This is a genomic window from Devosia sp. P2_G7 (genome assembly GCF_056403495.1).
Genome location: NZ_JBFUFI010000004.1, coordinates 61,615 through 84,269 on the forward strand (window position 1 = coordinate 61,615; position 22,655 = coordinate 84,269).

Here is a 22,655-nt window from a genome sequence, read left to right on the forward strand (position 1 = left end):
TTCATCCTCCGTTCATGTTGCAGGCAACACGGCGGCGGAATCCCGAGTGATATCAGGCGCGAACGTTGTGAGATTGCCGAACGCCCTGCCCGGACACTGCCTACCGGCCCCAGCAAGGCGCTCCGCAATCTCGAGCGGTGGATTAGCCGCCCGCCGTTGAACGCTCGCGGAACCGTGCATTCACTTGCCGTTCACGACCGGTTGACAGGGGCCGCGGGGCGCCCTACCTCCCGCTTAACCCACCCTAAGCGGCAAGTATGCTAGAGCTTGTGAGGCGCTTGATTCGCGCCTCGGACGGAGATTTCATGGCGGCGATCGAAGACCTTTTCGGCCCTGAGGACGAGCCCCCTGCTCCGCAGCGCGCGAGCACGCCCACGCCGCCAAAAGCGTCCGCCCCTGCCTCGCCGCCGCCCAGCGTCGCCCACGCCGCCTCCTACTCCGCCGCCGACATCGAAGTGCTCGAAGGGCTGGAGCCGGTACGCCGCCGCCCCGGCATGTATATCGGCGGCACCGACGCCAACGCGCTGCACCACCTGTTCGCCGAAGTCATCGACAACTCGATGGACGAGGCTATTGCGGGTCACGCTAGCCGCATCGAGGTGCACTTCGGCGAAGACGGGTTCCTGACCGTCACCGACAACGGCCGCGGCATCCCGGTCGAGAACCACCCGAAATTCCCGGGCGTGTCGACCCTCGAGATCGTCATGACGCGGCTGCATGCCGGCGGCAAGTTCGACGGCAAGGCCTACGAGACCTCGGGCGGCCTGCACGGCGTTGGCGTTTCCGTGGTGAATGCGCTGTCCGACAGCCTCGTCACCGAGGTGGCGCGCGACCAGATGCTCTACCGCATCGCGTTTTCGCGCGGCAAACCGCTCGGCGGCGTCGAGACCGTGGGCAAGGTGCAGAACCGGCGCGGCACCACGCAGCGCTTCCACCCCGATCCGGAGATCTTCGGCGAGCACAAGTTCTCCGCTGCCCGCCTGTTCAAGATGACGCGCTCGAAGGCCTACCTGTTCGGTGGCGTCGAGATCCGCTGGACCTGCGACGAGAGCCTCGCCACTTCGGATGTGCCGGCCAAGGCCACCTTCCACTTCCCGGGCGGCTTGCGCGATTTCCTCGGCAACCGCATCGAGGGCGAGCCGCGCATCGCCGAGGACATCTTTTCGGGCACCATCGGCAAGCCCGGCACGCACGGCGCGGTCGAGTGGGCGGTGGCCTGGTGCCTCGGCGACGGCTTCGTCAACTCCTACTGCAACACCGTGCCGACTGGCGATGGTGGCACGCACGAGCAGGGCCTGCGCGTCGCCCTGCTCCGCGGCTTGCGCAACTACGCCGAGCTCAGCGGCAACAAGCGCGCCGCGCAGCTGACCGCCGAGGACGTACTGGTGCAGTGCTCGGCCATGCTCTCGGTATTCGTTCGCGAACCCGAGTTCGTTGGCCAGACCAAGGACAAGCTGAGTTCGCCCGAGGCCACCCGCATCGTAGATACGGCCCTGCGCGACCCATTCGACCACTGGCTCGCCGCCTCGCCCAACCAGGCGAGCAAGCTGCTCGATTGGGCCATCGAGCGTGCCGAGGAACGGCTGCGGCGGAAGAAGGAAAAGGAAGTCGACCGCCAGTCGGCAACCCGCAAGCTCCGCCTGCCCGGCAAGCTGGCCGACTGCACGCAGTCGGCCGCCCAGGGCGCCGAGATCTTCATTGTTGAGGGCGACTCGGCCGGCGGCAGCGCCAAGTCGGCGCGCGACCGCAAGAGCCAGGCGATCCTGCCGTTGCGCGGCAAGATCCTCAACGTCGCCGGCGCCACCCGCGACAAGATACAGGCCAGCCAGGCTATCGCCGACCTGATCCAGGCGCTCGGCTGCGGTACCCGCGAGCGCTATCGCGAGGACGAGCTGCGCTACGACAAGGTCATCCTGATGACCGACGCCGACGTCGATGGCGCCCACATCGCATCGCTGCTGATGACGTTCTTCTTCCAGGAGATGCCCAAGCTCATCGATGGCGGCCATCTCTACCTCGCCATGCCGCCGCTGTTCCGCATCAGCGCCGGCCCCAAGGTCGCCTACGCGATGAACGACGCGCACCGCGACCAGCTGCTGGCCACCGAGTTCAAGGGCAAGAAGCCGGACATCACCCGCTTCAAGGGCCTCGGCGAGATGCCCTACGTGCACCTGCGCGAGACGACCATGGACAAGAACAGCCGCACGCTGTTGCAGGTCCGCATCCGCCAGGACCTCGAGGATACGCGCGCCGCCGTCGACCGCCTGATGGGCAATCGCCCCGAAGCCCGCTTCGACTTCATCCAGGAGAACGCGGCGTTCGTGACGGACCTGGACATCTAGCCAGTTCGTTCCCATCTAGCCGTTACCGCGGCAACCCCCGCGACCTATTGGCGCCGCGATTAATCACGCGGGCGCAAATCCCGTTGACTCGCAAGGGGTTTCCACTATGTTCCGGGCGCGTCGCGCGCAGCCCCGGACAGGGCGGAGTCCGGATTGGTTGCTGCAAGGCGAAGCCTGATTATCCGGCTTGTTCTTTGCGACAGTTCGTCGACCCGCACCTTCTCAAGTAGCTGCCCGTCGATCTGCCTTTCCTACTTGAGCGGACCACTGATTTGGCAAATGACTTTACCGGGCTCGGCCTCAGCGCCAAGGTGATGGATGCGGTTGCCGCCTCCGGTTACACCAAGCCCACCGATATCCAGGCGCAGGCCATCCCGCATGTTCTTCAGAAGAAGGACATCATCGGCATCGCCCAGACCGGCACCGGCAAGACCGCATCATTCGTGCTGCCGATGCTGACGTTGCTGGAAAGCGGCCGTGCCCGTGCCCGCATGCCCCGTACGTTGATCCTCGAACCGACGCGCGAACTCGCGGCGCAGGTGCACGAGAACTTCGAAAAGTACGGCAAGAACCACAAGCTCAACGTTGCGTTGCTGATCGGCGGCGTCAGCTTCGAAGACCAGAACAAGGTGCTCGATCGTGGCGCCGACGTGCTGATCGCCACCCCTGGCCGTATGCTCGACCAGTTCGAGCGCGGCAGGATCCTGCTCACCGGCGTCGACATCCTCGTCATCGACGAAGCCGATCGCATGCTCGACATGGGCTTTATCCCGGACATCGAGCGCATCTGCGGCCTGCTGCCGCCACGCCGGCAGACGCTTTTCTTCTCGGCTACCATGCCGCCCGAAATCCAGCGCCTCACCAGCCGGTTCCTGCGCGATCCGATCAAGATCGAAGTGGCGCGGCAGAACTCGACCGCCGAGACCATCGAGCAGCGCCTGGTGCGCGTCTCCGGTAAGCCTGAGGAAAAGCGCGACGCGCTGCGCCGGCTGATCCGCGACGAAGAGAACCTCAAGAACGCGATCATCTTCTGCAATCGCAAGCGCGATGTGGCGACCCTCGCCCGTTCGCTTGAGCGCCACGGCTTCTCGGCCGGAGGCCTCCACGGCGACATGGACCAGAAGAGCCGCACGGAGACGCTCGACAGCTTCAAGACTGACAAGCTGAAGCTGCTGATCGCCAGCGACGTCGCGGCCCGCGGCCTCGATATCCCGGCGGTGAGCCACGTCTTCAACTTCGACGTGCCGACCCATGCCGAAGACTACGTGCACCGCATCGGCCGAACCGGTCGCGCTGGTCGCTCGGGTGTTGCAATCACGCTGGCGACTCCGTCGGACGGCAAGTACATCGACGCCATCACCAAGCTGATCGCCAAGGACATTCCCGAGGTGAAGCTGGGCGGAGCGCCGGTCGAGCGCGCCGCGCCTCCGGCCGCCGAGGAAGGCACCGAGCCGCGTGCTCCACGCAGTGGTCGTGGCCGCCGCGGGGGCCGTGCACGTGAGAACGAGGCAGTGCCGGCCGAAGCCGCGCCGCAGGAGAACCGCGAGCCGCGTGGCCAGCATACAGAGCGCTCGCGCCGCCCGGCACACAACGACGCGCCCCGCAGCGAGGCTCCGCGTGCCGAGCGCAACCGCGGCAACGGCGCCGAGAAACCGGGTCGCGCACCGCGCAACGATCACGTGGAGGGGATTGTTGCCGATTCGCCGTTCGGTTCGGATGGACCGATTCCGGCGTTTCTGCTCCGGAAATAGGCTCGATCAACAGACTTCGTCTGCCGATCTGCGTAGAATACCTAGCGGCCGAAGTGTTTTTACGCGCCGTTAATCCTGAAAGACAGACAATGGCGCCCGAACTACCGGCGTCGACCGGTGCTTGGGGGAACGGTGTCAGAGCAGGAATTCAGACGCGCTCTCGGTTACGCGAATTCGGCGATCGACCTGCTGAAGCGCGCGACGATTCCACCGTACCCGCAGTTCTATGAGCTGCTCTATACTTATGCGACCGGTATCAACCCGGCGCTAAACGCCCGCATCAACGCCATTTTCCGCGATGGCCACGCCAACGCCGACATCGCGGAGCGACTCTACAACGAATTCCTCAAGGCGCAGGACGCCGACGCTCGCATCTCCAGCGTCTCCGAGCGCATGTCGCACCGCATCGTCGCCATCCATGACGCGATCGATACCGCCATGACCACCGCCAACGCCTACTCTGCAACGCTGCAGGTAGCCGGCGGCGATTTGGGGGCGGACCAGCTCGACGGTGTCCGGCTGCGCGAACTGGCTAACACTCTGCTGGCGGAAACCCGCCGCATGCAGGACGCCAACAACCTGCTCGAGATGAACCTCGCCGCCTCGCGCGACGACATCGAGGCACTGCAGCGCGACCTCGACGACGTGCGCCGCGAGGCCCTGCTCGACCCGCTGACCAAAGTCTATAATCGCAAGGCGTTCGACGATGGCCTGCTGCGTGCAATCGGCCGGGCACAGGAGAGCGGCGACCACCTGTGCCTGATGCTGATCGACATCGACCACTTCAAGCGCTTCAACGATACGTGGGGCCACCAGACCGGCGACCAGGTGCTGCGCCTCGTTGCCATGACGCTCAAATCGAACATCAAGGGCAAGGACATCGCCGCCCGTTACGGCGGCGAGGAGTTCGCCGCGGTGCTGCCGGATACCGATCTCGAAGGCGCGATGATCCTCGCCGACAATATCCGCAAGGCAATCCAGGCCAAGGAACTGCTGAAGCGCTCGACCAACGAGAAGCTCGGCCGGGTCACCGCGTCGTTCGGCGTCGCGCTGTACCGGCCCGAAGACACGCCCTCGAGCCTGATCGAGCGCGCCGACCGCTGCCTTTACGCTGCCAAGCACCGCGGCCGTAACCTGGTGGTGGGCGAGAACGACCTCAAGGACGACGATATCGTCGCGGCCTAGGCCGTCTCCACCCCGAGCGACCGCAGCGCGTCCCAATAGCCCGGGTAGGTCTTTCCCACGCAGTCCGGGTCGAGAATCGAGATCCCGCCGATCTTCAGTGCCGCCAGCGCGAAGCTCATCGCGATGCGGTGATCCTCATAGGTCTCGATGCTGGTGCGGGCGTTACGGTGCTTCAGCTCGATCAGCCGCGGGTCCGACGACACCACCAGGTCATCGCCCTCTTCATGCGCCAGCCCTGGCCGAATCCGGTTGAGCTCGGTGGAGAGCGCCGAGATGCGATCGCATTCCTTGACCCGGAGATTGGCGATGCCGATAAAGCGCACCGGTGTCTCGTTGAACGCGGCGAGCACGGCGAGGGTGGGCACGGCGTCCTGCATCTGCGAGCCATCGATCACCGCCGGCATGCGGGGGAACATGCGGATCAGCTTCGCAGCCTCGGCGTCGGGCTGGGTGAACGCGTCCATCGGCACGCCGAGGTCGATCTTGCCGCCCGTCAGCGCTTCGGCGGCCCAGAGGTAGGTTGCAGCCGAGGCATCGGGTTCGATGTGAAAGTCCGTTGCCTGGTAGCCGGTGGGCTGGACCTTCCACGTCATCTCATTAACCTGCTCGACGCTGGCGCCGAACGTCCGCATCGCCGCGAGCGTCAGGTTCACGTAGCCCCGCGCATCGAGATCTTTGCCGGTCAGTGCCACCTCGATCGGACCTTCGCCGAATGGCGCCGCCATCAGCAGCGCCGAGACGTACTGGCTGGAGAGGCCACCATCGATCTCGACGCGGCCGCTGCCGAACGAACCGGTGCCGTTGATCACCACCGGCGGGCAGCCGGTTTCGCTGGTCGCATCGATGCCGAGCGAGCGAAGCGCCACCAGCAGCGGCTCGATCGGGCGCTTGCGCATGGCGTCGTCGCCGTCCACCACCACCCTGCCCTCGACCAGCGATACGGCAGCCGTCAGGAAGCGCGTGGCGGTGCCGGCATTGCCCAGCACTAGCGGTTCGGTCGGCGCCTTCAGCGTGCCATCGCTGGTGACGACGAAGCTGGTCGCATCCGGTTCCTCGACACTGACGCCCATCTGGATAAGCGCCTTGGCCATCAGCGCCGTATCCTTGCTCTTCAGCGCCCCGGTCAACCGGCTTGTTCCCTTCGCGAGCGCCGCCAGCAGCAGCGCGCGATTGGTGATCGACTTCGACCCCGGCGGTGTGACGCGGCCGACGAGCGGATGGTCAGGCGGAATGATGGTCAAAGCCTCGGGCTTTGAGGAAGCGGCGGCGGTCAATGGTGGACTCCGTCAAACAGGCGGCCGTGGCCGCACTCACTCCGGCTGCGCCGGACACATCGATATCCTGGATGGCCCGGTCCTTTGCCGGGGTGAGGTTGAAGCAAGCGGGATGGATGTAGCGCAACGCTAGTGGCGTGCCAAGCCCGGTCGCTCCGGATCAGGCGTGCTGCCGAGCCTCGGCCAATGCCTTCAGATCCGCAGGCTTCAGCTGCACGCTCTCGCCGCAGCCGCATTCGCCGGTCTGGTTCGGGTTCTTGAAGGTGAAGCCGGACTTGAGGATGTCTTCCTCGAAGTCCATCACGGTGCCGAGCAGGAACAGCGTCGCCTTGGGCTCGACGAAGACGTGGACGCCCTTGTCCTCGATATGGTCGTCGCCCTTCACCGGCTCCGAGACATAAGCAAGCGTGTAGGACTGCCCGGCGCAGCCGGCATCCTTGATGCCGACGCGCACGCCCATCACCGGCGTGGCGCTGTCCTCGATGATCTCGTTGATGCGCTCGACGGCAGCATCGGTGAGGCTCATGATCTTCAAAGGCATCGGCTGCAGACCTTCATCGTAACAAGACGATATATAGACCTAACGCGTGAACTTTACCACCAGTTCAGTGCGACCTGCGCTTCCTCGCTCATGCGCGAGGCGTCCCATGGCGGATCGTAGACCATGTTGACGGTGACGTCCTGGATGCCCTCGACCGAGCGCGCCGCGTTCTCCACCCACCCCGGCATTTCGCCGGCCACTGGACAGCCTGGTGCGGTCAGCGTCATGTCGATGGTGAGGTTGCGGTCGTCATCGAGGTCGACTTTGTAGATCAGCCCCAGCTCGTAGATGTCGACCGGGATTTCGGGGTCGTAGACCGTCTTCAGCACCCCGATGAGGTCCTTGGTGATCCGCTCCACGTCCTCAGCGGGCAGTGACGCCGCGATAGTCGGCGAGATTCGCAGCGGCTCCTCCGCTACCACCTCGACGGTGGGAGCAGCGGTATCGGGAGCCAGTTCGTTCGCTTCGTCAGACATATCCAACCCTTACGCGAAAAAGCTTCGCGCCTTTTCGATGCCCTCGACCAAAGCGTCGATATCATCCTTGCCGGTATATAGGCCGAAGGAGGCCCGGCAGGTAGAGGTGACCCCAAACCTTTGCAGCAGCGGCATGGCGCAGTGCGTGCCGGCGCGCACCGCGATGCCGTAACGGTCGAGAATCGTCGAGACGTCGTGCGCGTGGGCGCCTTTGACCTCGAACGAGAAGATACCGCCTTTGCCCGGCGCAGTGCCGATCAGGCGCAGCGAATTGATCCGCTGCAGACGTTCCATCGCGTAACCGGTAAGTTCCGCTTCGTGCTCCTGCGCCGCCTCACGGCCGATCCCCTCGACATAGTCGATGGCGGCGCCGAGCCCGATCGCTTGCACGATCGGCGGCGTGCCGGCCTCGAAGCGGTGCGGCGGCTCGTTGTAAGTGACGGTGTCGCGGGTCACCACGTCGATCATCTCGCCACCGCCCTGGTAGGGCTGCATGTCGGCGAGCAGGTCATAGCGCCCGTACAGCACGCCGATACCGGTCGGGCCGTAGAGCTTGTGGCCGGTGAACACATAGAAATCGGCGCCCAGGTCCTGCACGTCCACCTTGAGGTGCACCGCACCCTGGCTGCCGTCGATCAGCACCGGGATCTTCCGCGCATGGGCAATCTCGATGATCTGCTTGATCGGCGTCACCGTGCCCAGCACGTTCGACATATGCGTGATCGCCACCATCCGCGTCTTCGGCGACAGGGCCGCCTCGAACGCATCAAGATCGAAGCTGCCGTCGTCGCGCACGTCCACCCACTTCAGCACCGCGCCCTTGCGCTCGCGATGGAAATGCCACGGCACGACGTTGGAGTGGTGCTCCATGATCGAGAGCACGATCTCGTCGCCCTCGCCGATCCGCGGACCGAGGAAGGACGCCGCGACGAGGTTGATCGCCTCGGTGGCCGAGCGGGTGAAGATGATCTCCTCCGGCCGCTTGGCATTGACGAACCGCCGCACTGCTTCGCGTCCGCCCTCGTAGGCCTCCGTGGCCCGGTTGGCGAGCGTGTGGAGGCCGCGGTGGACGTTGGCATAGGCGTGCCTATGTGCCCAATCCATCCGGTCGAGCACCTGGTTCGGCTTCTGCGCCGACGCGCCGCTGTCGAGATAGACCAGCCGGTTCCCGTGGATCTTCTCTTCGAGGATCGGGAAATCGGCGCGGATCTTGGCGAGATCGAAGCTCATGTGCAAACCACTAGCCTCTTGCCAGCCAGTCCTCGATCACGGCCGTCAGCGCCTCGTTCAACGCCTCGTCCTCGATCGGGTCGATCAGTTCGGCGAGGAAAGCCCGAACCAGCATGGTCTCGGCGTCGGCCTTCGCGATGCCGCGGCTCACCAGGTAGAACAGCGACTCGTCGTCGAGCCGGCCACAGGTCGAGCCGTGGCCGCAGACCACGTCGTCGGCATAGATCTCGAGCTCGGGTTTGGTGAGGATCTCGGCTTCGTCCGAGAGCATCAGCCCCTGGCTCATCAGCTTGGCATCGGTCTTCTGCGCATCGCGCGCCACAACCAGCCGGCCCTGCACCACCGCCTTCGACCGCCCACGGGCGATCGACTTGAACAGCGGCTTGGACGACGTGTGCGGGACGGCGTGTAGTGCATCCATGGTGATGTCGCTGTGCTGCCCGTCGCTGACGAGGTTGAGCCCGGTGACATCGGCGTGCGCTCCGGCGCCTTCGTAGCGCGGGAACAGCTGGGTACGGCTCAGCGCGCCGCCGGCGTTGATGATCAGGGTGCGCAACTGCGCGCCCTCGGCGAGGTGATACTCGTTCGAGGCAAAGTGCGTCGCGGTCTTGGCCGCGAGGTTCACCGTGATGTGGGTCACCTTGGCGTTCTTGCCGACCGCCAGGTAAGTGGCGTGGTTGCCAAGGTGGGCTTCATCGCTGCCCGAATAGGTCTCGAGGATCACTGCGCTGCCGCCATCGGAAACGAAGATCTTCGCGGCGCTGGTCGAGTGACCGGCCGCGCCTTCGGTGCGACGGTCGATCTGGATCACCGGATCGACGGAACCGTCGAGATCGAGCGTCAGGCACTCCTTCGTCAGCGCCATGTTGAGACGCGTAACCACATCGTCACGGGTGTCGAGTACGCCACCCGCCGCCTTGCCGACGATGACGCCGGCCGGCGCCGTGCCGGTCTCCTGCACCACACCATTGGCGATCATCAGCTGATAGGCACCGGCGACGCGCAGCGCCGGAGCACTCGCCTCGGTGGCAGCACCCGCCAGTTCGGGAACCGAGCGCAGCAACTGCTTCAGGTCGGTATAATGATAGGCCTCGACCCGCCGTGTTGGCAGACCGGCACCAGTCAGGCGCTCGGCCTCCGCGACCGCACCGGCGGCCGTGAGCTGGTCGATGAGCTTCAGTTCAGCCGGCCCGAGCCGGACAGGGACATGCATGGTCATTTCCCTTACGCCGCCGCATCGTCGAAGCCGGCATAGCCCTTGGCCTCGAGTTCCAGCGCCAACTCCTTGCCACCGCTCTCCACCACCTTGCCGTCTGAGAACACATGCACGACATCCGGCACGATGTGATTCAGCAACCGCTGGTAGTGGGTGATCACCAGCATCGAGCGGTCCGGCGAGCGGAGCGCGTTGACGCCCTCGGACACCACCTTCAGCGCGTCGATGTCGAGGCCGGAATCGGTCTCGTCGAGAATGCACATCTTGGGCTTCAGCAGCGCCATCTGCAGGATCTCGGCGCGCTTCTTCTCGCCACCGGAGAACCCGACATTGAGGGCGCGCTTCAGCATGTCGCTGTCGATGTGCAGCGATGCGCCGGCTTCCTTCACCGCCCGCATGAAGTCGGGAGTGGAGAGCTCGCCTTCGCCATTGGCCTTGCGCTTGGCATTCAGCGCCGCCTTGAGGAACGTCATGGTCGCGACGCCCGGGATTTCGATCGGGTACTGGAAGGCAAGGAACAGTCCGGCCGTGGCACGGTCCGACGGCTCCATCTCGAGGATGTTGACGCCGTCGAGCAGCACTTCGCCGCCGGTGACCTCATAGTCCTCCTTGCCCGCCAGCACATAGCTGAGCGTCGACTTGCCCGAGCCGTTGCGCCCCATGATCGCGTGCACTTCGCCCTTGGGGACGACGAGATTCACGCCTTTGAGGATCTCGCGTTCCTCGATGCGGACGGTGAGGTCGCGGATTTCGAGCATGGGGGTGGTCATTTCTCTGTGCCTTCTGCGCCGGGTTCGCCGTCCCAATAGTCGAGGCCATTGCCCAGACGATCGAGGTGGCGGACGGTGGACTTGTCGTAGGGGTTGCGGGTGGAGCGGCTGAACACGCCGAACTTGCCCGAGTCAGGGTATTCGCAGACGTCTGCGATCGACATCGTCGAGATGCCGTAATAGCGGAGCGGGCCCGAGCCCGTATTGATGATCTGGTGCGCCGTCTCGTGCCCGCCGGCCGGGGCGCCGAGCACATCGCCAGCCTTGATCGGATAGCTATCCGGACCGAACCGATACGTGCCCTCGCCTTCGAGGATGATGAACATCTCATCCTCGACGTGATGGTTGTGGAACGGGCAGGCCGACTTGCCAGCCGGCACCTCGGTATAGCTGATCCCGAGGTCACGGACCCCGATCATCGGCCCGATCCGGGCGTCGGACGCCTCGTAGAGAGAACCCTTCACCTCGTGATTGAGGTCGAGATCGGCAATGTTCACGATCGGCCTGCTCACGACTGGCGCCCCATGTCTTGGCTGGGTCTCTGGCGCACCCTGCCCGACTTGTAGTCGTCCACGGTGTGGTTCTTGTCGCCCTTCTGATAGGCGAGCGTCAGGAACGCTGTCATGCCGATCGACGACAGCACGATCAGGATGATGAAGCCGATCATCGGCTGCCGGAACGCGAACGAGGCGACGACCAGCCCGATGGCGCCCAGCACCATTGAGCCCACGAACGACCAGACCACCAGCCAGCCCTCACGGCTGACCGGACCCATCCGATTGGCGTTGACCTCGGTGACCGGAAACCGGCGCGCGAACCAGTACTTGGCCATCAGCCGACGCTGCCCTCGAGCGAGATCGAGATCAGCTTCTGCGTCTCGACCATGAACTCCATCGGCAGGTGCTGCAGCACGTCGCGGACGAACCCGTTGACGATCAGCGCCACAGCTTCCTCTTCCGAGAGGCCGCGCTGCTGGCAGTAGAACATCTGATCGTCCGAGATCTTCGACGTCGTCGCTTCGTGCTCGAACACCGCCGTTGCGTTGCGGCTTTCGATGTACGGCACGGTGTGCGCGCCGCACTTGTCGCCGATCAGCAAGCTGTCGCACTGGGTGAAGTTGCGCGCGCCCTTGGCCTTGGCGTGAGCAGAGACCTGGCCGCGATAGGTGTTGTCCGAAAAACCCGCCGCGATGCCCTTGGAGATGATCCGGCTCGTGGTGTTCTTGCCCAAATGCAGCATCTTGGTGCCGCTATCGACCTGCTGATAGCCGTTCGAAATGGCGATCGAGTAGAACTCGCCCGACGAGTTGTCGCCGCGCAGGATGCAGCTCGGGTACTTCCAGGTGATCGCCGAGCCGGTTTCAACCTGCGTCCAGCTGATCTTCGAGCGATCGCCGCGGCAATCGCCGCGCTTGGTGACGAAGTTGTAGACGCCGCCCTTGCCGTTCTTGTCGCCAGGGAACCAGTTCTGCACCGTCGAGTACTTGATCTCGGCGTCGGCGAGCGCGACGAGCTCGACCACCGCCGCATGCAGCTGGTGTTCGTTGCGGGCCGGTGCCGTGCACCCTTCGAGGTACGAAACGTAAGCGCCCTCGTCGGCGATCAGCAGGGTGCGCTCGAACTGGCCGGTCTTGGCTTCGTTGATGCGGAAATAGGTCGAGAGCTCCATCGGGCAGCGGACGCCCTTGGGGATGTAGCAGAACGAGCCGTCGGTGAAGACGGCGGAGTTCAGCGTCGCGTAGTAATTGTCGGACACCGGCACGACGGAGCCCAGGTACTGCTTCACCAGGTCCGGGTACTCGCGGATCGCCTCCGAGATCGAGCAAAAGATGATGCCCATCTTCTCAAGCTCGGCGCGGAACGTCGTGCCGACCGAAACGGAGTCGATCACGGCATCCACGGCAACCTTCGGCTGCTCGATGCCCGCGAGAAGCTCACGCTCCTTCAGCGGCACGCCGAGCTTCTCGTACATCTCGAGCAGCGCCGGATCGATCTCGTCGAGGCTCTTGGGCCGGTTCGAGCTCTTGGGCGCCGCGTAGTAGTACATGTCCTGGAAGTCGATCTTGGGGTAGTGCACCTTGGCCCAGGTCGGCTCGTCCATGGTCAGCCAACGCTTGTAGGCGTCGAGCCGCCACTCCAGCATCCACTCCGGCTCGCCCTTCTTGGCGGAGATGAAGCGGATGGTGTCCTCGTTGAGGCCCTTGGGCGCCTTGTCGACTTCGATGTCAGTTTCGAACCCGTACTTGTACTTGTCGACATCGAGCGCGAGCACCTTCTCGACGGTGTCTCCCTCGATCTCTTCCTTCAAAGTCGGGATATCGTAACGGGCCATTGTCTTCTTCCTATGCTGCGACGCGGCGGGACTTGTGACGCCCAACCACTTCGCCAAAACCTCTGAGATAAGCCTCGACGTCCTCGATCGTGGAGGACCAGCCGAAACTCACCCGCATTGCGCACTCACTCAACTCGGCCGGCACGCCCATCGCAGCCAGCACATGGCTCGGGCCGACCTTCCCGGAGGAGCAGGCGGAACCCGAAGAGACGGCAAGACCCAGGAGGTCGAGCCCCATCATCGCCACCGCATTCTTCAGCCCCGGCACCGCGAAATTCGTCACGTTGCCGATCCGGTCAGCCTTCTCACCGAAGACAACGAGGTCGGGCGCAATCAGTCGCATCCCATCCTCAGCGGTCCGCACCAACTCGCTCACGTTCGCTGCATAGAAGCGTTCGGCGAACACTTCAGCCGCTGCGCCGAAACCTGCGATCGCCGCGGCCGACTCTGTGCCGCCCCGACGTCCGCTTTCCTGGCCGCCGCCCGGGATCAACCGGACCTGGTCGGCGTGACCCTTCATCAGCAACGCGCCGATCCCAGCCGAAGCGCCGATCTTGTGGCCGCTCACTGCCATCATATCGGGTGCGCGGGAGCTGAATTCGAGCCCCATCTTGCCAAACCCCTGCACCGCATCGACAAAAAGATAATGCGGGCTCGGGCCCACCAGCACCTCGATACGATCGACCGGCTGGATCACGCCGGTCTCGTTGTTGACGAGGTGCACTGCGACCAGCACGCGCATCCCGACGAGGTCCGCCGCAGCCAAAGCCGCCGCGATCTCGTCGACCTTGATCACTCCATCGGCATCGAGGCCGATCTTCTTCACCGGCAGCCCAGTCGCCTCAGCTGCCTTCAGGACCGCCGCGTGCTCGCCTTCCGACACTACGAGGGCATCGACATTGAACGCCTTGGCGCCGCCGACGATCGCCTGGGTGATGGCCTCCGTGGCTGATCCGGTGAACACCACCTGGTCACGCTCGGCCCCGGCCAGCCGCGCCACCTGTGCGCGAGCCTTGTCGATGACGGCGCGGAGCGCCCTGCCCTGGGCATGCACGGATGAGGGGTTGCCGACGAGGTCCAGCGCACCAATATGGGCGGCACGCGCCTCCGGCAGAAGCGGCGCCGACGCATTGTGATCGAGATAGATCGACTGTCGCGTCATGAACCCAAGGCTCGCCTGATCTGTTCCGAATGCAGGCTGCGACGCCGAGGCGCTCGCAGGAGCCCGAAACAATTCTTGAAATCGGGCGCTCACTTTCTCTACAAGGAGCGCTCACTAGCAACCGGAAGCGGTTGGAACACCAACTGCCGCCTGCGAAAACCCAGTTTAGAATTATTCGAAACTGGACTTTTCGACCCATGTTTTAGGGAGCGGCGCACCATTCGTCAAGCCGAGAGACCGGCCCGGGCGCGAGCATCAGCTATGCGCCTTAGTGTCCGGCGGGGCCCAAGGAAACGACGTTATGCCAGAAGTCATCTTCAACGGACCTGAGGGCCGCCTCGAAGGCCGCTACCAGCAGGGCAAGGACCCCAACGCCCCGATCGCCATCGTTCTGCATCCGCATCCACAGTTCGGCGGCACGATGAACAATCAGATCGTCTACAACCTGTTCTACATGTTCGCGCAGCGCGGTTTCTCGGTGCTGCGCTTCAACTCGCGCGGCGTCGGCCGCTCGCAGGGCCTGTTCGATCACGGCATCGGCGAACTCAGCGATGCCGCGGCGGCGCTCGATTGGCTGCAGAGCCTCAACCGTGAGTCGCGCGGCTGCTGGATCGCCGGTTTCTCGTTCGGCGCGTGGATCGGCATGCAGCTGCTGATGCGCCGCCCCGAGGTTGAAGGCTTCATCTCGGTGAGCCCGCCGGAAAACCTCTACGACTTCTCGTTCCTCGCCCCCTGCCCGTCCTCGGGCCTGATCATCCATGGCGACAAGGACCGCGTCGCGCCGCCGCAATCGGTGCAGAAGCTGGTCGACAAGCTGAAGACGCAGAAGGGCATCACCATCGAGCAGCAGCAGGTGGAGGGTGCCAACCACTTCTACGAAGGCAAGATCGACGAACTGACCGAACGCTGCGCCGACTATCTTGACCGGCGCCGCGCGGAAATCGCGGCGGGCAAGGGGCGCTAGCCATACGCCCCGGACCTCCTCCTTCGGAAGGCTCGGGATGAGGTCCTCATGAGGGTGCGCGCACCCTCATGACGAGCCGGTCGATTACAAAAGGCAAGCCAATGGCCGCCAAGTTCAAGTCCGACTTCCTGAACGTCCTCGATCAGCGAGGCTTCATCCACCAGATCTCAGATCCGGAAGGGCTCGATGCCCTTGCGGCCAAGGAGACCATAACCGGCTACGTTGGCTACGACGCCACGGCGACCTCGATCCACATCGGCAACCTGATCACGGTAACCCTGCTCTATTGGCTGCAGGAAACCGGCCACCGCCCCATCAGCCTGATGGGCGGCGGCACGTCGATGGTCGGTGATCCGACTGGCCGGGAGGCCGAGCGTCAGGTGCTGACGGTCGAAAAGATCAACTCCAACATCGAGAGCATCAAGAAGGTCTACAGCCGCATCCTGCGCTACGGCGATGGCCCGACGGATGCGATCATGGTCAACAATGCCGACTGGCTGCTGAAGCTCAACTACGTGGAGTTCCTGCGCGAGATCGGCCGCTATTTCTCGGTCAACCGCATGCTGTCCTTCGACAGTGTGAAGACGCGGCTCGAACGTGAGCAGTCGCTCACGTTCCTCGAGTTCAACTACATGATCATGCAGGGCTACGACTTCACCGTGCTCAGCAAGGAATATGGCGCCGTGCTGCAGATGGGCGGCTCCGACCAGTGGGGCAACATCATCAACGGCGTTGACCTCAGCCACAAGATGGGCGGCCCGCAGCTCTATGCGCTCACCACCCCGCTGCTCACCAAGGCGTCGGGCGAGAAAATGGGCAAGTCGGCGTCCGGTGCCGTCTGGCTCAACGGCGACCTCTTCAGCCCGTACGATTTCTGGCAGTACTTCAGGAACACCGAGGACGCCGACGTTGGCAAATGGCTGAAAATCTTCACCCGCCTGCCGCTCGACGAGATCGAGAAGCTTGCGGCACTGGGCGGGTCTGAGTTGAACGAGGCGAAGAAGGTGCTGGCGACGGAAGTCACCGCGATCGTGCACGGCCGCGAGGCCGCGGAGCAGTCGGCTTCGACCGCTTCGGCCACCTTCGAGGCGGGGTCGCTCGACCTGTCACTGCCCACGGCCGAGGTTACGAAGTCCGACCTCAACGCCGGCATCGGCCTGCTTGCGGCGCTCGTGACCGCCGGCCTTGCCGCGTCTAACGGCGAGGCGCGCCGACACATTCAGTCCGGCGCCGTGCGCGTCAACGACGAGCCGGCAACCGACGACCGTGCCACTCTGGGTACGGCCGCCTTGCTGCCTGAAGGCGTGATCAAGCTTTCCGTCGGCAAGAAGAAGCACGCCCTGCTGAAGCCGATCTGACCGGCTTCAGCGCGTCACCAGCACCGGGATGGTGGTGTGCGCCAGCACGTTATTGGTCTGGCTGCCGAGCAGCAGCCGGCCAAGCCCGCGGCGGCCGTGCGAGCCCATGACGATCAAGTCGGCACCAACCGAGTTGGCGGTGTTGATGATGCCGTCAGCCGGGAAACTGTCGTTGACGTAGACCGTCTTCGCGACGACCCCCGCAGCGGAGGCCGCCGTTTCGGCCTTCGCCAGGAGATCCTTGGCGGCTGCCTCCTGAGCCTCGATCAATTCAGGAATCGGATCGAACGCGGTTCCGGCGACGGAAGCGTAGCCCCCGCCAAGTACCGCCGTCGGTTCGGTCACCGTGACGATCGACACCGCCGAGCCGAGCGCCTTGGCGAGACCGAGCGCATGGTCGAGAGCCCGTGAAGCCAGCTCCGAACCATCCGTTGCAACGAGAATATGTGCATACATTTCATGTACCTCCGCATGATCATGTGGAGATCCTAGGCCGTTCCGCCAACCTATACTTTGATTGAAATCAACCTACCCCGCCGGTCACTCGACGCGCGGAATTTCCTTCGCGCGGTATTCGAACATCCGCCGGAACGCGCCCGGCACCAGCGCCGACATGGGGTTGATCTTGAAGTCCGGCTTGTCGAGCGGCCCGCGGATGGCGAACGTCACCCCGAACAATCCCTCGCCATCGCGGCCGGCCAGCGGCCCAAGTAGCTTGGAGAACGCGTTGTTGAGACCGAACAGCGGCACATAGGTGCCCGTGAGGTCATACTGGCGCTTGTCGGTATAGATGAAGCCACGCGCCGTGCCCCCGACGGTAGCGCCGGCCAGCACAGCATCGCGAATTTCCACCCGGTCGCTGCGGCGCACGAACTCTGCCTCCGCGCTCTTGAACTCGAGCTTGTTGGAGCGCGCAATCATCTGCTTGGACTCGGTGTGGTTGCCGAGGATCTGCGCCACGTTCCCCTCGTTGACGAAGGCAAAGTTGCGCAGCGCGAACTGCCCCTGGTCGATCTTCTGATCCTTGATGGTCTCAACCACCAGGCTGCCAACGCCTCCCTCGATATTGGGGTAGACGTTCATCAGCCGCAGGAGCGTTCCGAGGTCGTTGAACGCCACTGACATGACCTTGCCGTCGGGCGTCGGGTTGGTGGTAACCGAGACGCTGCGATCGCCGCCGAGATTAGCCTGCAGGTTCACCCTTTGCAGGTCCGCCCCGCGCAGCACCAGGTCAAGATCGACGTTGAACGCCGTGGTCTTGTAGAACCCGAGCGCGCGTTTCAACTCCACATCGACCGCGATGGTCTGATTGACCGCCGTCGCCTGCGGGCCGCCCGTCGAGTCGCCAGTGAGGCTGAAGAAGCGTTGCAGCATTGGCTTCAGGTCGAGCTGGTCGCCGCGCAGGCGCACCTGGTAGCCGTTGCGGATCGGCGTCAGCGACACCTGCGCCTGGTCGCCCGGACTGAGCGCGAACGACGTGAACTCAGCTGATTGCAGCCCGTTCTTGAGATCGAAGTCGAGGCTGCCCTCGAGCTTCACGTCGCCGAAGCCGAGGCCGAGGTCGTTGATGGTGACGGCGTCGCCCGCCATCTTGATCTGCGCCTGCGCCGCTCCCTTGACGCCGGCCTTCTTGCTGATGCCGAGGTCCTTGATGTTGAGGCTGGCGGCGCTGAGGTCCGCGGCCAACTGGATGGTTCCGTCGGTGAGCGGCTTCACCGACACGGTCAGCGGCCCGTCGACGAAGGCCGAAGCATCGACGCCAAACTTCTTGAACGCGTCGGAATCCACTTTCGCGGTCAGCACCACGTCCGGCTTCTTGGGATCGAGTGTTCCCATGGCCGAGACCTCGGCGGGGACCCCGTCGAGCTCGGTGGTACCGCCCACGTTGAAGCCGGCCTGGGTCAAGCGGAACTGCAGCTGCCCCTTGCCGATCGTGTGCCCCTGGATCGGCGAAGACGTCTCGAGGTCCTGCAGCGTGCCGTTGATGACATAGTCCATCGTCCTCGGCTGGTTGGTCTTCTTGTCGGTGACGAAGGTTGCCACCAGCCCCAGCGAGACCTGGCCGTTCAGAATGTCGAGATCGAACGGCAGCGCCACCTTTTTCAGTGCGTCCGGCTGGTTCTCCTTGGTCCAGGCGATAAGCGCCGGAATGCCGCCCGACAGGTCGCCCGAGATCTCGTAAACGGCTTCGGTGTCGCTGTTCGATCCGATGATGAAGCCGGCATTGGCAATCGAGATGTTTCCCTTGGGCGTCGGGATCGTCGCTCCGTCGCCGGAAATCTGGATGTCGGTGTCCTTCAGGCTCAGCTTCATCTCGCCTTCGATGGTGATCGGATCCATCGTGTCGAGCGCCTTGATCTGCACACCGGTACCGACGATGTCGATCGACATCGCATTCTTCGGCATCGGCTTGTTCTCCCCGGGCTCGCCGAGCGAACCGATCGGAAAGTCGTAGCGCATCGTCGATTTCTTGATCCGGCCACCAACCACGTTCTTGACGAACCAGTCGCGCGACTCGGTCGCAAGGAAGGCGGGCCACAGCCGCTTGAGGTCGTCTGCCGACAGCCCATCGCCGGCGATGTTCATCTCGAAACCAGTGCCGCGCCGCACCACGTCGATGCGGCCGGTGGAAACGAGCTGGCTGCCATCGGCCTTCTTGGCCTCGAACTGATCGATGCCGGTGGCGCCATAGAGCGGCGCCGACCAGCCCTGGAAGTTGACCTCGGTGAACGGCGCTTCTGGCGCGCCCAGCTCGTTCGAGATGGAGACATCGCGCGCGGCCACTTTCATGCCGACGATCGGACCGTAAAGCGGGTCGAGGCCCAGCTTGAACACCCCACTGACATAGCCGGTGCTGCCAGCCACGCTCACCTGCATCTCACCCATGGTGAACTGCCCGATGGCCGGGTCCCAGACGACTTCCGCGATCGAGGTCGCGATGGGGAAGAACTGGTTGTTCACTCGCACGTCCATGCCGGTCAGATCGACATGGAACAGCCCATCGGTGATCTTCTGCACGTCAGTAAAGCCGACATCGATGGAAACCGACGCCGTGCCCACCACGGAGATCGCCGTCTCCTGCTCGCCGACGAACGGGGCGAAGGCGCCCGGATCGAGGTTGGTGATCGAGGCCTTGAGCCGCGCTCCGCCGTCGCCCGTCTCCACCCACTCGAGGATGCCGTTCATCACCGAGCCGCCAATGCCGGCGGAGAAATTGCCGGAGGCCGATTTGCCGTCCGCGTTGGGCGCGATGTCGATGTTGATCTCGGTGAAGTGCCGCAGCACGCCATAGAGCGCATCGTTCATGTCGAGTGCGCCGTTGCGCACCACCAGCCGCGAGAAGTTGCCGAGCTTGGCCTGCTGCACGATGCCGGCGATGCCCTTGGCGGCGGCCTCGAGGTTGTAGACCAGCCAGTCATTATCCGAGCGGATGCCGAGGCTGGCCTCGGGAACCTGGCCCTTTACGTCGACGCCGCCGGTCGAGAGATTCACCTCGGGGAACTGGTCCTGCCCCTCGATGATCCGCACCGTGCGGCCACCATCCGGCTCGTCGACATATTCGAACTTCGCCAGCCGCGGCCCGAACAGATCCTGGTTCACCTGCAAATGCGGCCCAACGATCGTCACCGTCGCGCCGGGCTGCCCGACCAGGGCGCGTATCGGCGAGAAGCCCACCTCCAGCGCGTCCATGCTGACCGTGCCGCCCGTCTTCACGTCGGTAAAAGTCACTGGCTTGAACTGGATGACCGGCCAGACGAACCCCTCGAGCGCCAGCGCCATGTCGCCAAGTTCGAGTTGGCTGCCGGCCGGCATCGAGCCGATCACCAGGTTGCGGACCTGCGAACTGACGAAAGGAAGCGGAATCGGCGTGATGAGCAGCACGGCGTACATGGCGACGAGCAGGATTACAGGCGCAGCGACTGTCGCCGCCGCGATCCTACCCAGGATGCGCCATGCCGAGCGCTTTCGGAGCTGGGAGCCAGGGGCTGGAGTAGGTTTCACTGCTTTCCGACTTGAGGCCGCTCGCTTTGCCGCCCTATTCTAGAATCAAAGCGAGCAGCGGTTCACTGCCTGATGATACCGGCTGCAATATGGCACTAACACCCCTTGGATGCGCCGCTTTTCCGGCGCTCCACTGTCTATCGAACCGGATTACATGACCGTACCCAGCCCCGGCAGCCCTGCCCCCGACTTCGAGCTCGTCACCGACAGCTACGAGAAGTTCCGCCTGTCCGATCATCTCGGGCACCCCGTGGTGCTTTACTTCTATCCGCAGGACGACACCGAAGGTTGCACGCTCGAGAACATCGAGTTCACCGACCAGATGCCCGAATTCAAGCGTCTCGGTGCGATCGTCGTCGGCATTTCTCCCGACAGCGTCGAAAAACACTGCTCGTTCCGAGACAAGTTTAATCTGGGCGTGATCCTCGCCGCCGACCCCGAGCGTAAGGCGATCGAAGCCTATGGCATCTGGCAGCTGAAGAAGCTGTGGGGTGTCGAGTATATGGGGGTGAAGCGCATCACCGTGCTGGTTGGCCCCGATGGCAACGTCGCCGAAGTCTTCCACGCCACCCGCATCAAGGGCCATGCCGAAAAGGTGCTCGCAGCGACTCGGGCGCTGGTGGAGCGCACCGGAATACCTGCTCCCAAACCCCGGCGCGCCAAGGCGTAGCGCCGGCGCGTAAGCCGCCTTTTCGCGTTTGTTAACCCTAACAGTTCATGATCGGGACCAGTTGAGTGGCGTCCCGGAGTTGCGGCGGTGCGTGCGAAATCGAACGGCGTACAGCCGGTTACCAAGGTGTTTGGCGCACCGCCCCAGAAGGCACGGCGCGACCACGGGCCCGGTATCCGGCCAATCTATTTCTACGCCGGCTTCACCGCCCTCTTGGCGACCAACATTCTCACCCTCGTCGGCTTTCTGATGGCTCCGGATATCTCTGCCCTCCTGAGCGGCCAGAGCGACGTGGTCGTTTCCGCCTACGAGGATCGCATTGCCCAGTTGCGCGTCGAGGTCGACCGGCTGCATTCGCGCCAGTTTGCCCAGGCTGGCGATATCAACCTGCAGCTGCAGGAACTGACCCAGCAGCAGGAAGTGCTGCTCGAGCAGCATCAGCTGGTGAAGCAACTTGCCGAGAAGGCCGCCGAGCTCGGTATCGAGACCGCCGCGGCGACGCCCGTCGACGACGATGACTCACCGCCTGTTGCAGCCGCCCTCGTCCCCACCGCCACGCCTGCCGGAAATCTTGCCGAGGTCAGCGCCTCGATGACCACTATGATGGATGATAGCCGCATGGCGCTGGCGGCTCTCTCCGAATCCGCCACCGAATCGACCGACACCATCCTCGATGAGCTCAGCGGCCTCGGCATCAAGCCGAGCATGCCCGAGGGGCTCGCCGACGCCGTCGGAGGCCCCTACCAGCCGCCAGTGGATGGCCCCGACGCCGCCGGCATCGTCGATGACGCCAACGATGTCTACCTGGCGCTGGCTCGCTTCAAGGCCGCCCGCAGCGCCATCGACCTCGCGCCGATCCATAAGCCGATGGGGTCGCTGAACCGCATCAGCTCGACCTTCGGCAACCGCAAGGACCCCTTCACCGGCGGCCGCGCCTTTCATGCCGGCCTGGATTTCCCGGCGCCCCGCGGCACCACGGTCCTCAGCGCCGGCTATGGCAAGGTGACCTTCGTCGGCGAGAAGTCCGGTTACGGCAACCTGGTCGAGATCACCCACACCACCGGGCTTGTTACCCGCTACGGCCACCTCAGTGCCTTCCTCGTCAAGGAGGGACAGGTGGTCAACACCGGCACGCCGATCGCCAAGGTCGGGTCCACCGGCCGCTCCACCGGACCGCATCTGCACTTTGAAGTGCGCCGCAAGGATGTCGCAGTGGACCCCGGCAAGTATCTCGCCGTTGGTAAGCGGCTCGCGAGGTTCCTCGGCGCCTAGCCGATTGCAACTCCGCAACGACTTAAGCAAATCAGCCATGCATTCGCCCAAGACCAGCTAGTTGCTCTGGTTTTTCGCCGGGAGCGGGTCTAGGTTCCCGACACAATGCTG

Annotated in this window: 19 protein-coding genes; 7 read left to right on the forward strand and 12 right to left on the reverse strand. The window is 64.2% G+C overall.

Going from position 1 to position 22,655, the window contains the following annotated elements:
- Positions 1-305: 305 nt before the first annotated feature.
- The 3 genes from parE (at position 306) to AC1DWU_RS08165 (ending at position 5,278) form a co-directional block, all read left to right on the forward strand.
- Positions 306-2,342, forward strand: a complete 2,037-nt coding sequence (gene parE / locus AC1DWU_RS08155; protein ID WP_477149473.1) for a DNA topoisomerase IV subunit B — start codon at positions 306-308, stop codon at positions 2,340-2,342.
- A gap of 314 nt (positions 2,343-2,656) precedes the next feature.
- On the forward strand, positions 2,657-4,093 hold the full coding sequence (locus AC1DWU_RS08160; protein WP_477149741.1) for a DEAD/DEAH box helicase: 1,437 nt from the start codon (positions 2,657-2,659) through the stop codon (positions 4,091-4,093).
- 132 nt (positions 4,094-4,225) lie between these two features.
- Complete coding sequence (locus AC1DWU_RS08165) at positions 4,226-5,278, forward strand: GGDEF domain-containing protein (RefSeq protein ID WP_477149474.1); 1,053 nt, start codon at positions 4,226-4,228, stop codon at positions 5,276-5,278.
- Here the strand turns inward: AC1DWU_RS08165 and AC1DWU_RS08170 are convergent.
- The 10 genes from AC1DWU_RS08170 to AC1DWU_RS08215 form a co-directional block, all read right to left on the reverse strand.
- Complete coding sequence (locus tag AC1DWU_RS08170; protein WP_477149475.1) at positions 5,275-6,552, reverse strand: 3-phosphoshikimate 1-carboxyvinyltransferase; 1,278 nt, start codon at positions 6,550-6,552, stop codon at positions 5,275-5,277. The two genes, AC1DWU_RS08165 and AC1DWU_RS08170, sit on opposite strands and share 4 nt — an antisense overlap.
- A 160-nt stretch (positions 6,553-6,712) precedes the next feature.
- The gene (locus AC1DWU_RS08175; protein ID WP_477149476.1) at positions 6,713-7,093 is read right to left on the reverse strand and encodes a HesB/IscA family protein; all 381 of its coding nucleotides are present in this window, start codon (positions 7,091-7,093) and stop codon (positions 6,713-6,715) included.
- 53 nt (positions 7,094-7,146) lie between these two features.
- A complete protein-coding gene (locus AC1DWU_RS08180; RefSeq protein WP_477149477.1) occupies positions 7,147-7,569 on the reverse strand; it encodes an SUF system Fe-S cluster assembly protein in 423 nt (140 codons plus the stop codon).
- Between the two features lie 9 nt (positions 7,570-7,578).
- Positions 7,579-8,799 (reverse strand): cysteine desulfurase, encoded by a 1,221-nt coding sequence (locus tag AC1DWU_RS08185; protein ID WP_477149478.1) that lies wholly within the window; start codon positions 8,797-8,799, stop codon positions 7,579-7,581.
- A gap of 10 nt (positions 8,800-8,809) precedes the next feature.
- On the reverse strand, positions 8,810-10,012 hold the full coding sequence (gene sufD / locus AC1DWU_RS08190) for a Fe-S cluster assembly protein SufD (protein ID WP_477149479.1): 1,203 nt from the start codon (positions 10,010-10,012) through the stop codon (positions 8,810-8,812).
- 11 nt (positions 10,013-10,023) lie between these two features.
- On the reverse strand, positions 10,024-10,773 hold the full coding sequence (gene sufC, locus AC1DWU_RS08195) for a Fe-S cluster assembly ATPase SufC (RefSeq protein ID WP_477149742.1): 750 nt from the start codon (positions 10,771-10,773) through the stop codon (positions 10,024-10,026).
- 8 nt (positions 10,774-10,781) lie between these two features.
- Positions 10,782-11,297, reverse strand: coding sequence for a cupin domain-containing protein (locus tag AC1DWU_RS08200; RefSeq protein WP_477149480.1), 516 nt, complete (start codon positions 11,295-11,297; stop codon positions 10,782-10,784).
- Positions 11,294-11,617 carry a hypothetical protein gene (locus AC1DWU_RS08205; protein WP_477149481.1) on the reverse strand — a complete coding sequence of 108 codons (324 nt, stop codon included), beginning with the start codon at positions 11,615-11,617 and terminating at the stop codon, positions 11,294-11,296. Before AC1DWU_RS08205 ends, AC1DWU_RS08200 begins: the two co-directional genes overlap by 4 nt.
- Positions 11,617-13,116, reverse strand: coding sequence for a Fe-S cluster assembly protein SufB (gene sufB / locus AC1DWU_RS08210; protein ID WP_477149482.1), 1,500 nt, complete (start codon positions 13,114-13,116; stop codon positions 11,617-11,619). Before sufB ends, AC1DWU_RS08205 begins: the two co-directional genes overlap by 1 nt.
- Before the next feature lie 10 nt (positions 13,117-13,126).
- Positions 13,127-14,278, reverse strand: a complete 1,152-nt coding sequence (locus tag AC1DWU_RS08215; protein WP_477149483.1) for a cysteine desulfurase family protein — start codon at positions 14,276-14,278, stop codon at positions 13,127-13,129.
- 301 nt (positions 14,279-14,579) lie between these two features.
- Between AC1DWU_RS08215 and AC1DWU_RS08220 the strand changes: the two genes are divergently transcribed.
- Positions 14,580-15,242: an alpha/beta hydrolase gene (locus tag AC1DWU_RS08220; protein WP_055049272.1), complete on the forward strand. Its 663-nt coding sequence runs from the start codon at positions 14,580-14,582 to the stop codon at positions 15,240-15,242.
- Between the two features lie 101 nt (positions 15,243-15,343).
- Positions 15,344-16,600, forward strand: coding sequence for a tyrosine--tRNA ligase (tyrS, locus tag AC1DWU_RS08225; protein ID WP_477149484.1), 1,257 nt, complete (start codon positions 15,344-15,346; stop codon positions 16,598-16,600).
- Positions 16,601-16,606: 6 nt separating this feature from the next.
- Here the strand turns inward: tyrS and AC1DWU_RS08230 are convergent, their stop codons facing one another.
- On the reverse strand, positions 16,607-17,056 hold the full coding sequence (locus AC1DWU_RS08230; RefSeq protein WP_477149485.1) for a universal stress protein: 450 nt from the start codon (positions 17,054-17,056) through the stop codon (positions 16,607-16,609).
- An 84-nt stretch (positions 17,057-17,140) separates the two neighbouring features.
- On the reverse strand, positions 17,141-20,602 hold the full coding sequence (locus tag AC1DWU_RS08235; protein ID WP_477149486.1) for a hypothetical protein: 3,462 nt from the start codon (positions 20,600-20,602) through the stop codon (positions 17,141-17,143).
- A gap of 154 nt (positions 20,603-20,756) precedes the next feature.
- Here AC1DWU_RS08235 and AC1DWU_RS08240 point away from each other — a divergent pair, with 154 nt between their 5' ends.
- Together AC1DWU_RS08240 and AC1DWU_RS08245 are read left to right on the forward strand one after the other, a co-directional pair.
- The gene (locus tag AC1DWU_RS08240) at positions 20,757-21,272 is read left to right on the forward strand and encodes a peroxiredoxin (RefSeq protein ID WP_477149487.1); all 516 of its coding nucleotides are present in this window, start codon (positions 20,757-20,759) and stop codon (positions 21,270-21,272) included.
- Between the two features lie 87 nt (positions 21,273-21,359).
- A complete protein-coding gene (locus AC1DWU_RS08245; protein ID WP_477149488.1) occupies positions 21,360-22,544 on the forward strand; it encodes a M23 family metallopeptidase in 1,185 nt (394 codons plus the stop codon).
- Positions 22,545-22,655: the final 111 nt, after the last annotated feature.

Bases quoted from the DNA above. Each gene is read 5' to 3' on its own strand.
- sufC (WP_477149742.1), bottom strand. From the start codon at position 10,773: ATGCTCGAAATCCGCGACCTCACCGTCCGCATCGAGGAACGCGAGATC.
- AC1DWU_RS08215 (WP_477149483.1), bottom strand. From the start codon at position 14,278: ATGACGCGACAGTCGATCTATCTCGATCACAATGCGTCGGCGCCGCTT.
- AC1DWU_RS08175 (WP_477149476.1), bottom strand. From the start codon at position 7,093: ATGCCTTTGAAGATCATGAGCCTCACCGATGCTGCCGTCGAGCGCATC.
- parE (WP_477149473.1), top strand. From the start codon at position 306: ATGGCGGCGATCGAAGACCTTTTCGGCCCTGAGGACGAGCCCCCTGCT.
- AC1DWU_RS08180 (WP_477149477.1), bottom strand. From the start codon at position 7,569: ATGTCTGACGAAGCGAACGAACTGGCTCCCGATACCGCTGCTCCCACC.
- AC1DWU_RS08160 (WP_477149741.1), top strand. From the start codon at position 2,657: ATGGATGCGGTTGCCGCCTCCGGTTACACCAAGCCCACCGATATCCAG.
- AC1DWU_RS08220 (WP_055049272.1), top strand. From the start codon at position 14,580: ATGCCAGAAGTCATCTTCAACGGACCTGAGGGCCGCCTCGAAGGCCGC.
- sufB (WP_477149482.1), bottom strand. From the start codon at position 13,116: ATGGCCCGTTACGATATCCCGACTTTGAAGGAAGAGATCGAGGGAGAC.
- AC1DWU_RS08240 (WP_477149487.1), top strand. From the start codon at position 20,757: ATGACCGTACCCAGCCCCGGCAGCCCTGCCCCCGACTTCGAGCTCGTC.
- tyrS (WP_477149484.1), top strand. From the start codon at position 15,344: ATGGCCGCCAAGTTCAAGTCCGACTTCCTGAACGTCCTCGATCAGCGA.
- AC1DWU_RS08185 (WP_477149478.1), bottom strand. From the start codon at position 8,799: ATGAGCTTCGATCTCGCCAAGATCCGCGCCGATTTCCCGATCCTCGAA.
- AC1DWU_RS08205 (WP_477149481.1), bottom strand. From the start codon at position 11,617: ATGGCCAAGTACTGGTTCGCGCGCCGGTTTCCGGTCACCGAGGTCAAC.
- sufD (WP_477149479.1), bottom strand. From the start codon at position 10,012: ATGCATGTCCCTGTCCGGCTCGGGCCGGCTGAACTGAAGCTCATCGAC.
- AC1DWU_RS08230 (WP_477149485.1), bottom strand. From the start codon at position 17,056: ATGTATGCACATATTCTCGTTGCAACGGATGGTTCGGAGCTGGCTTCA.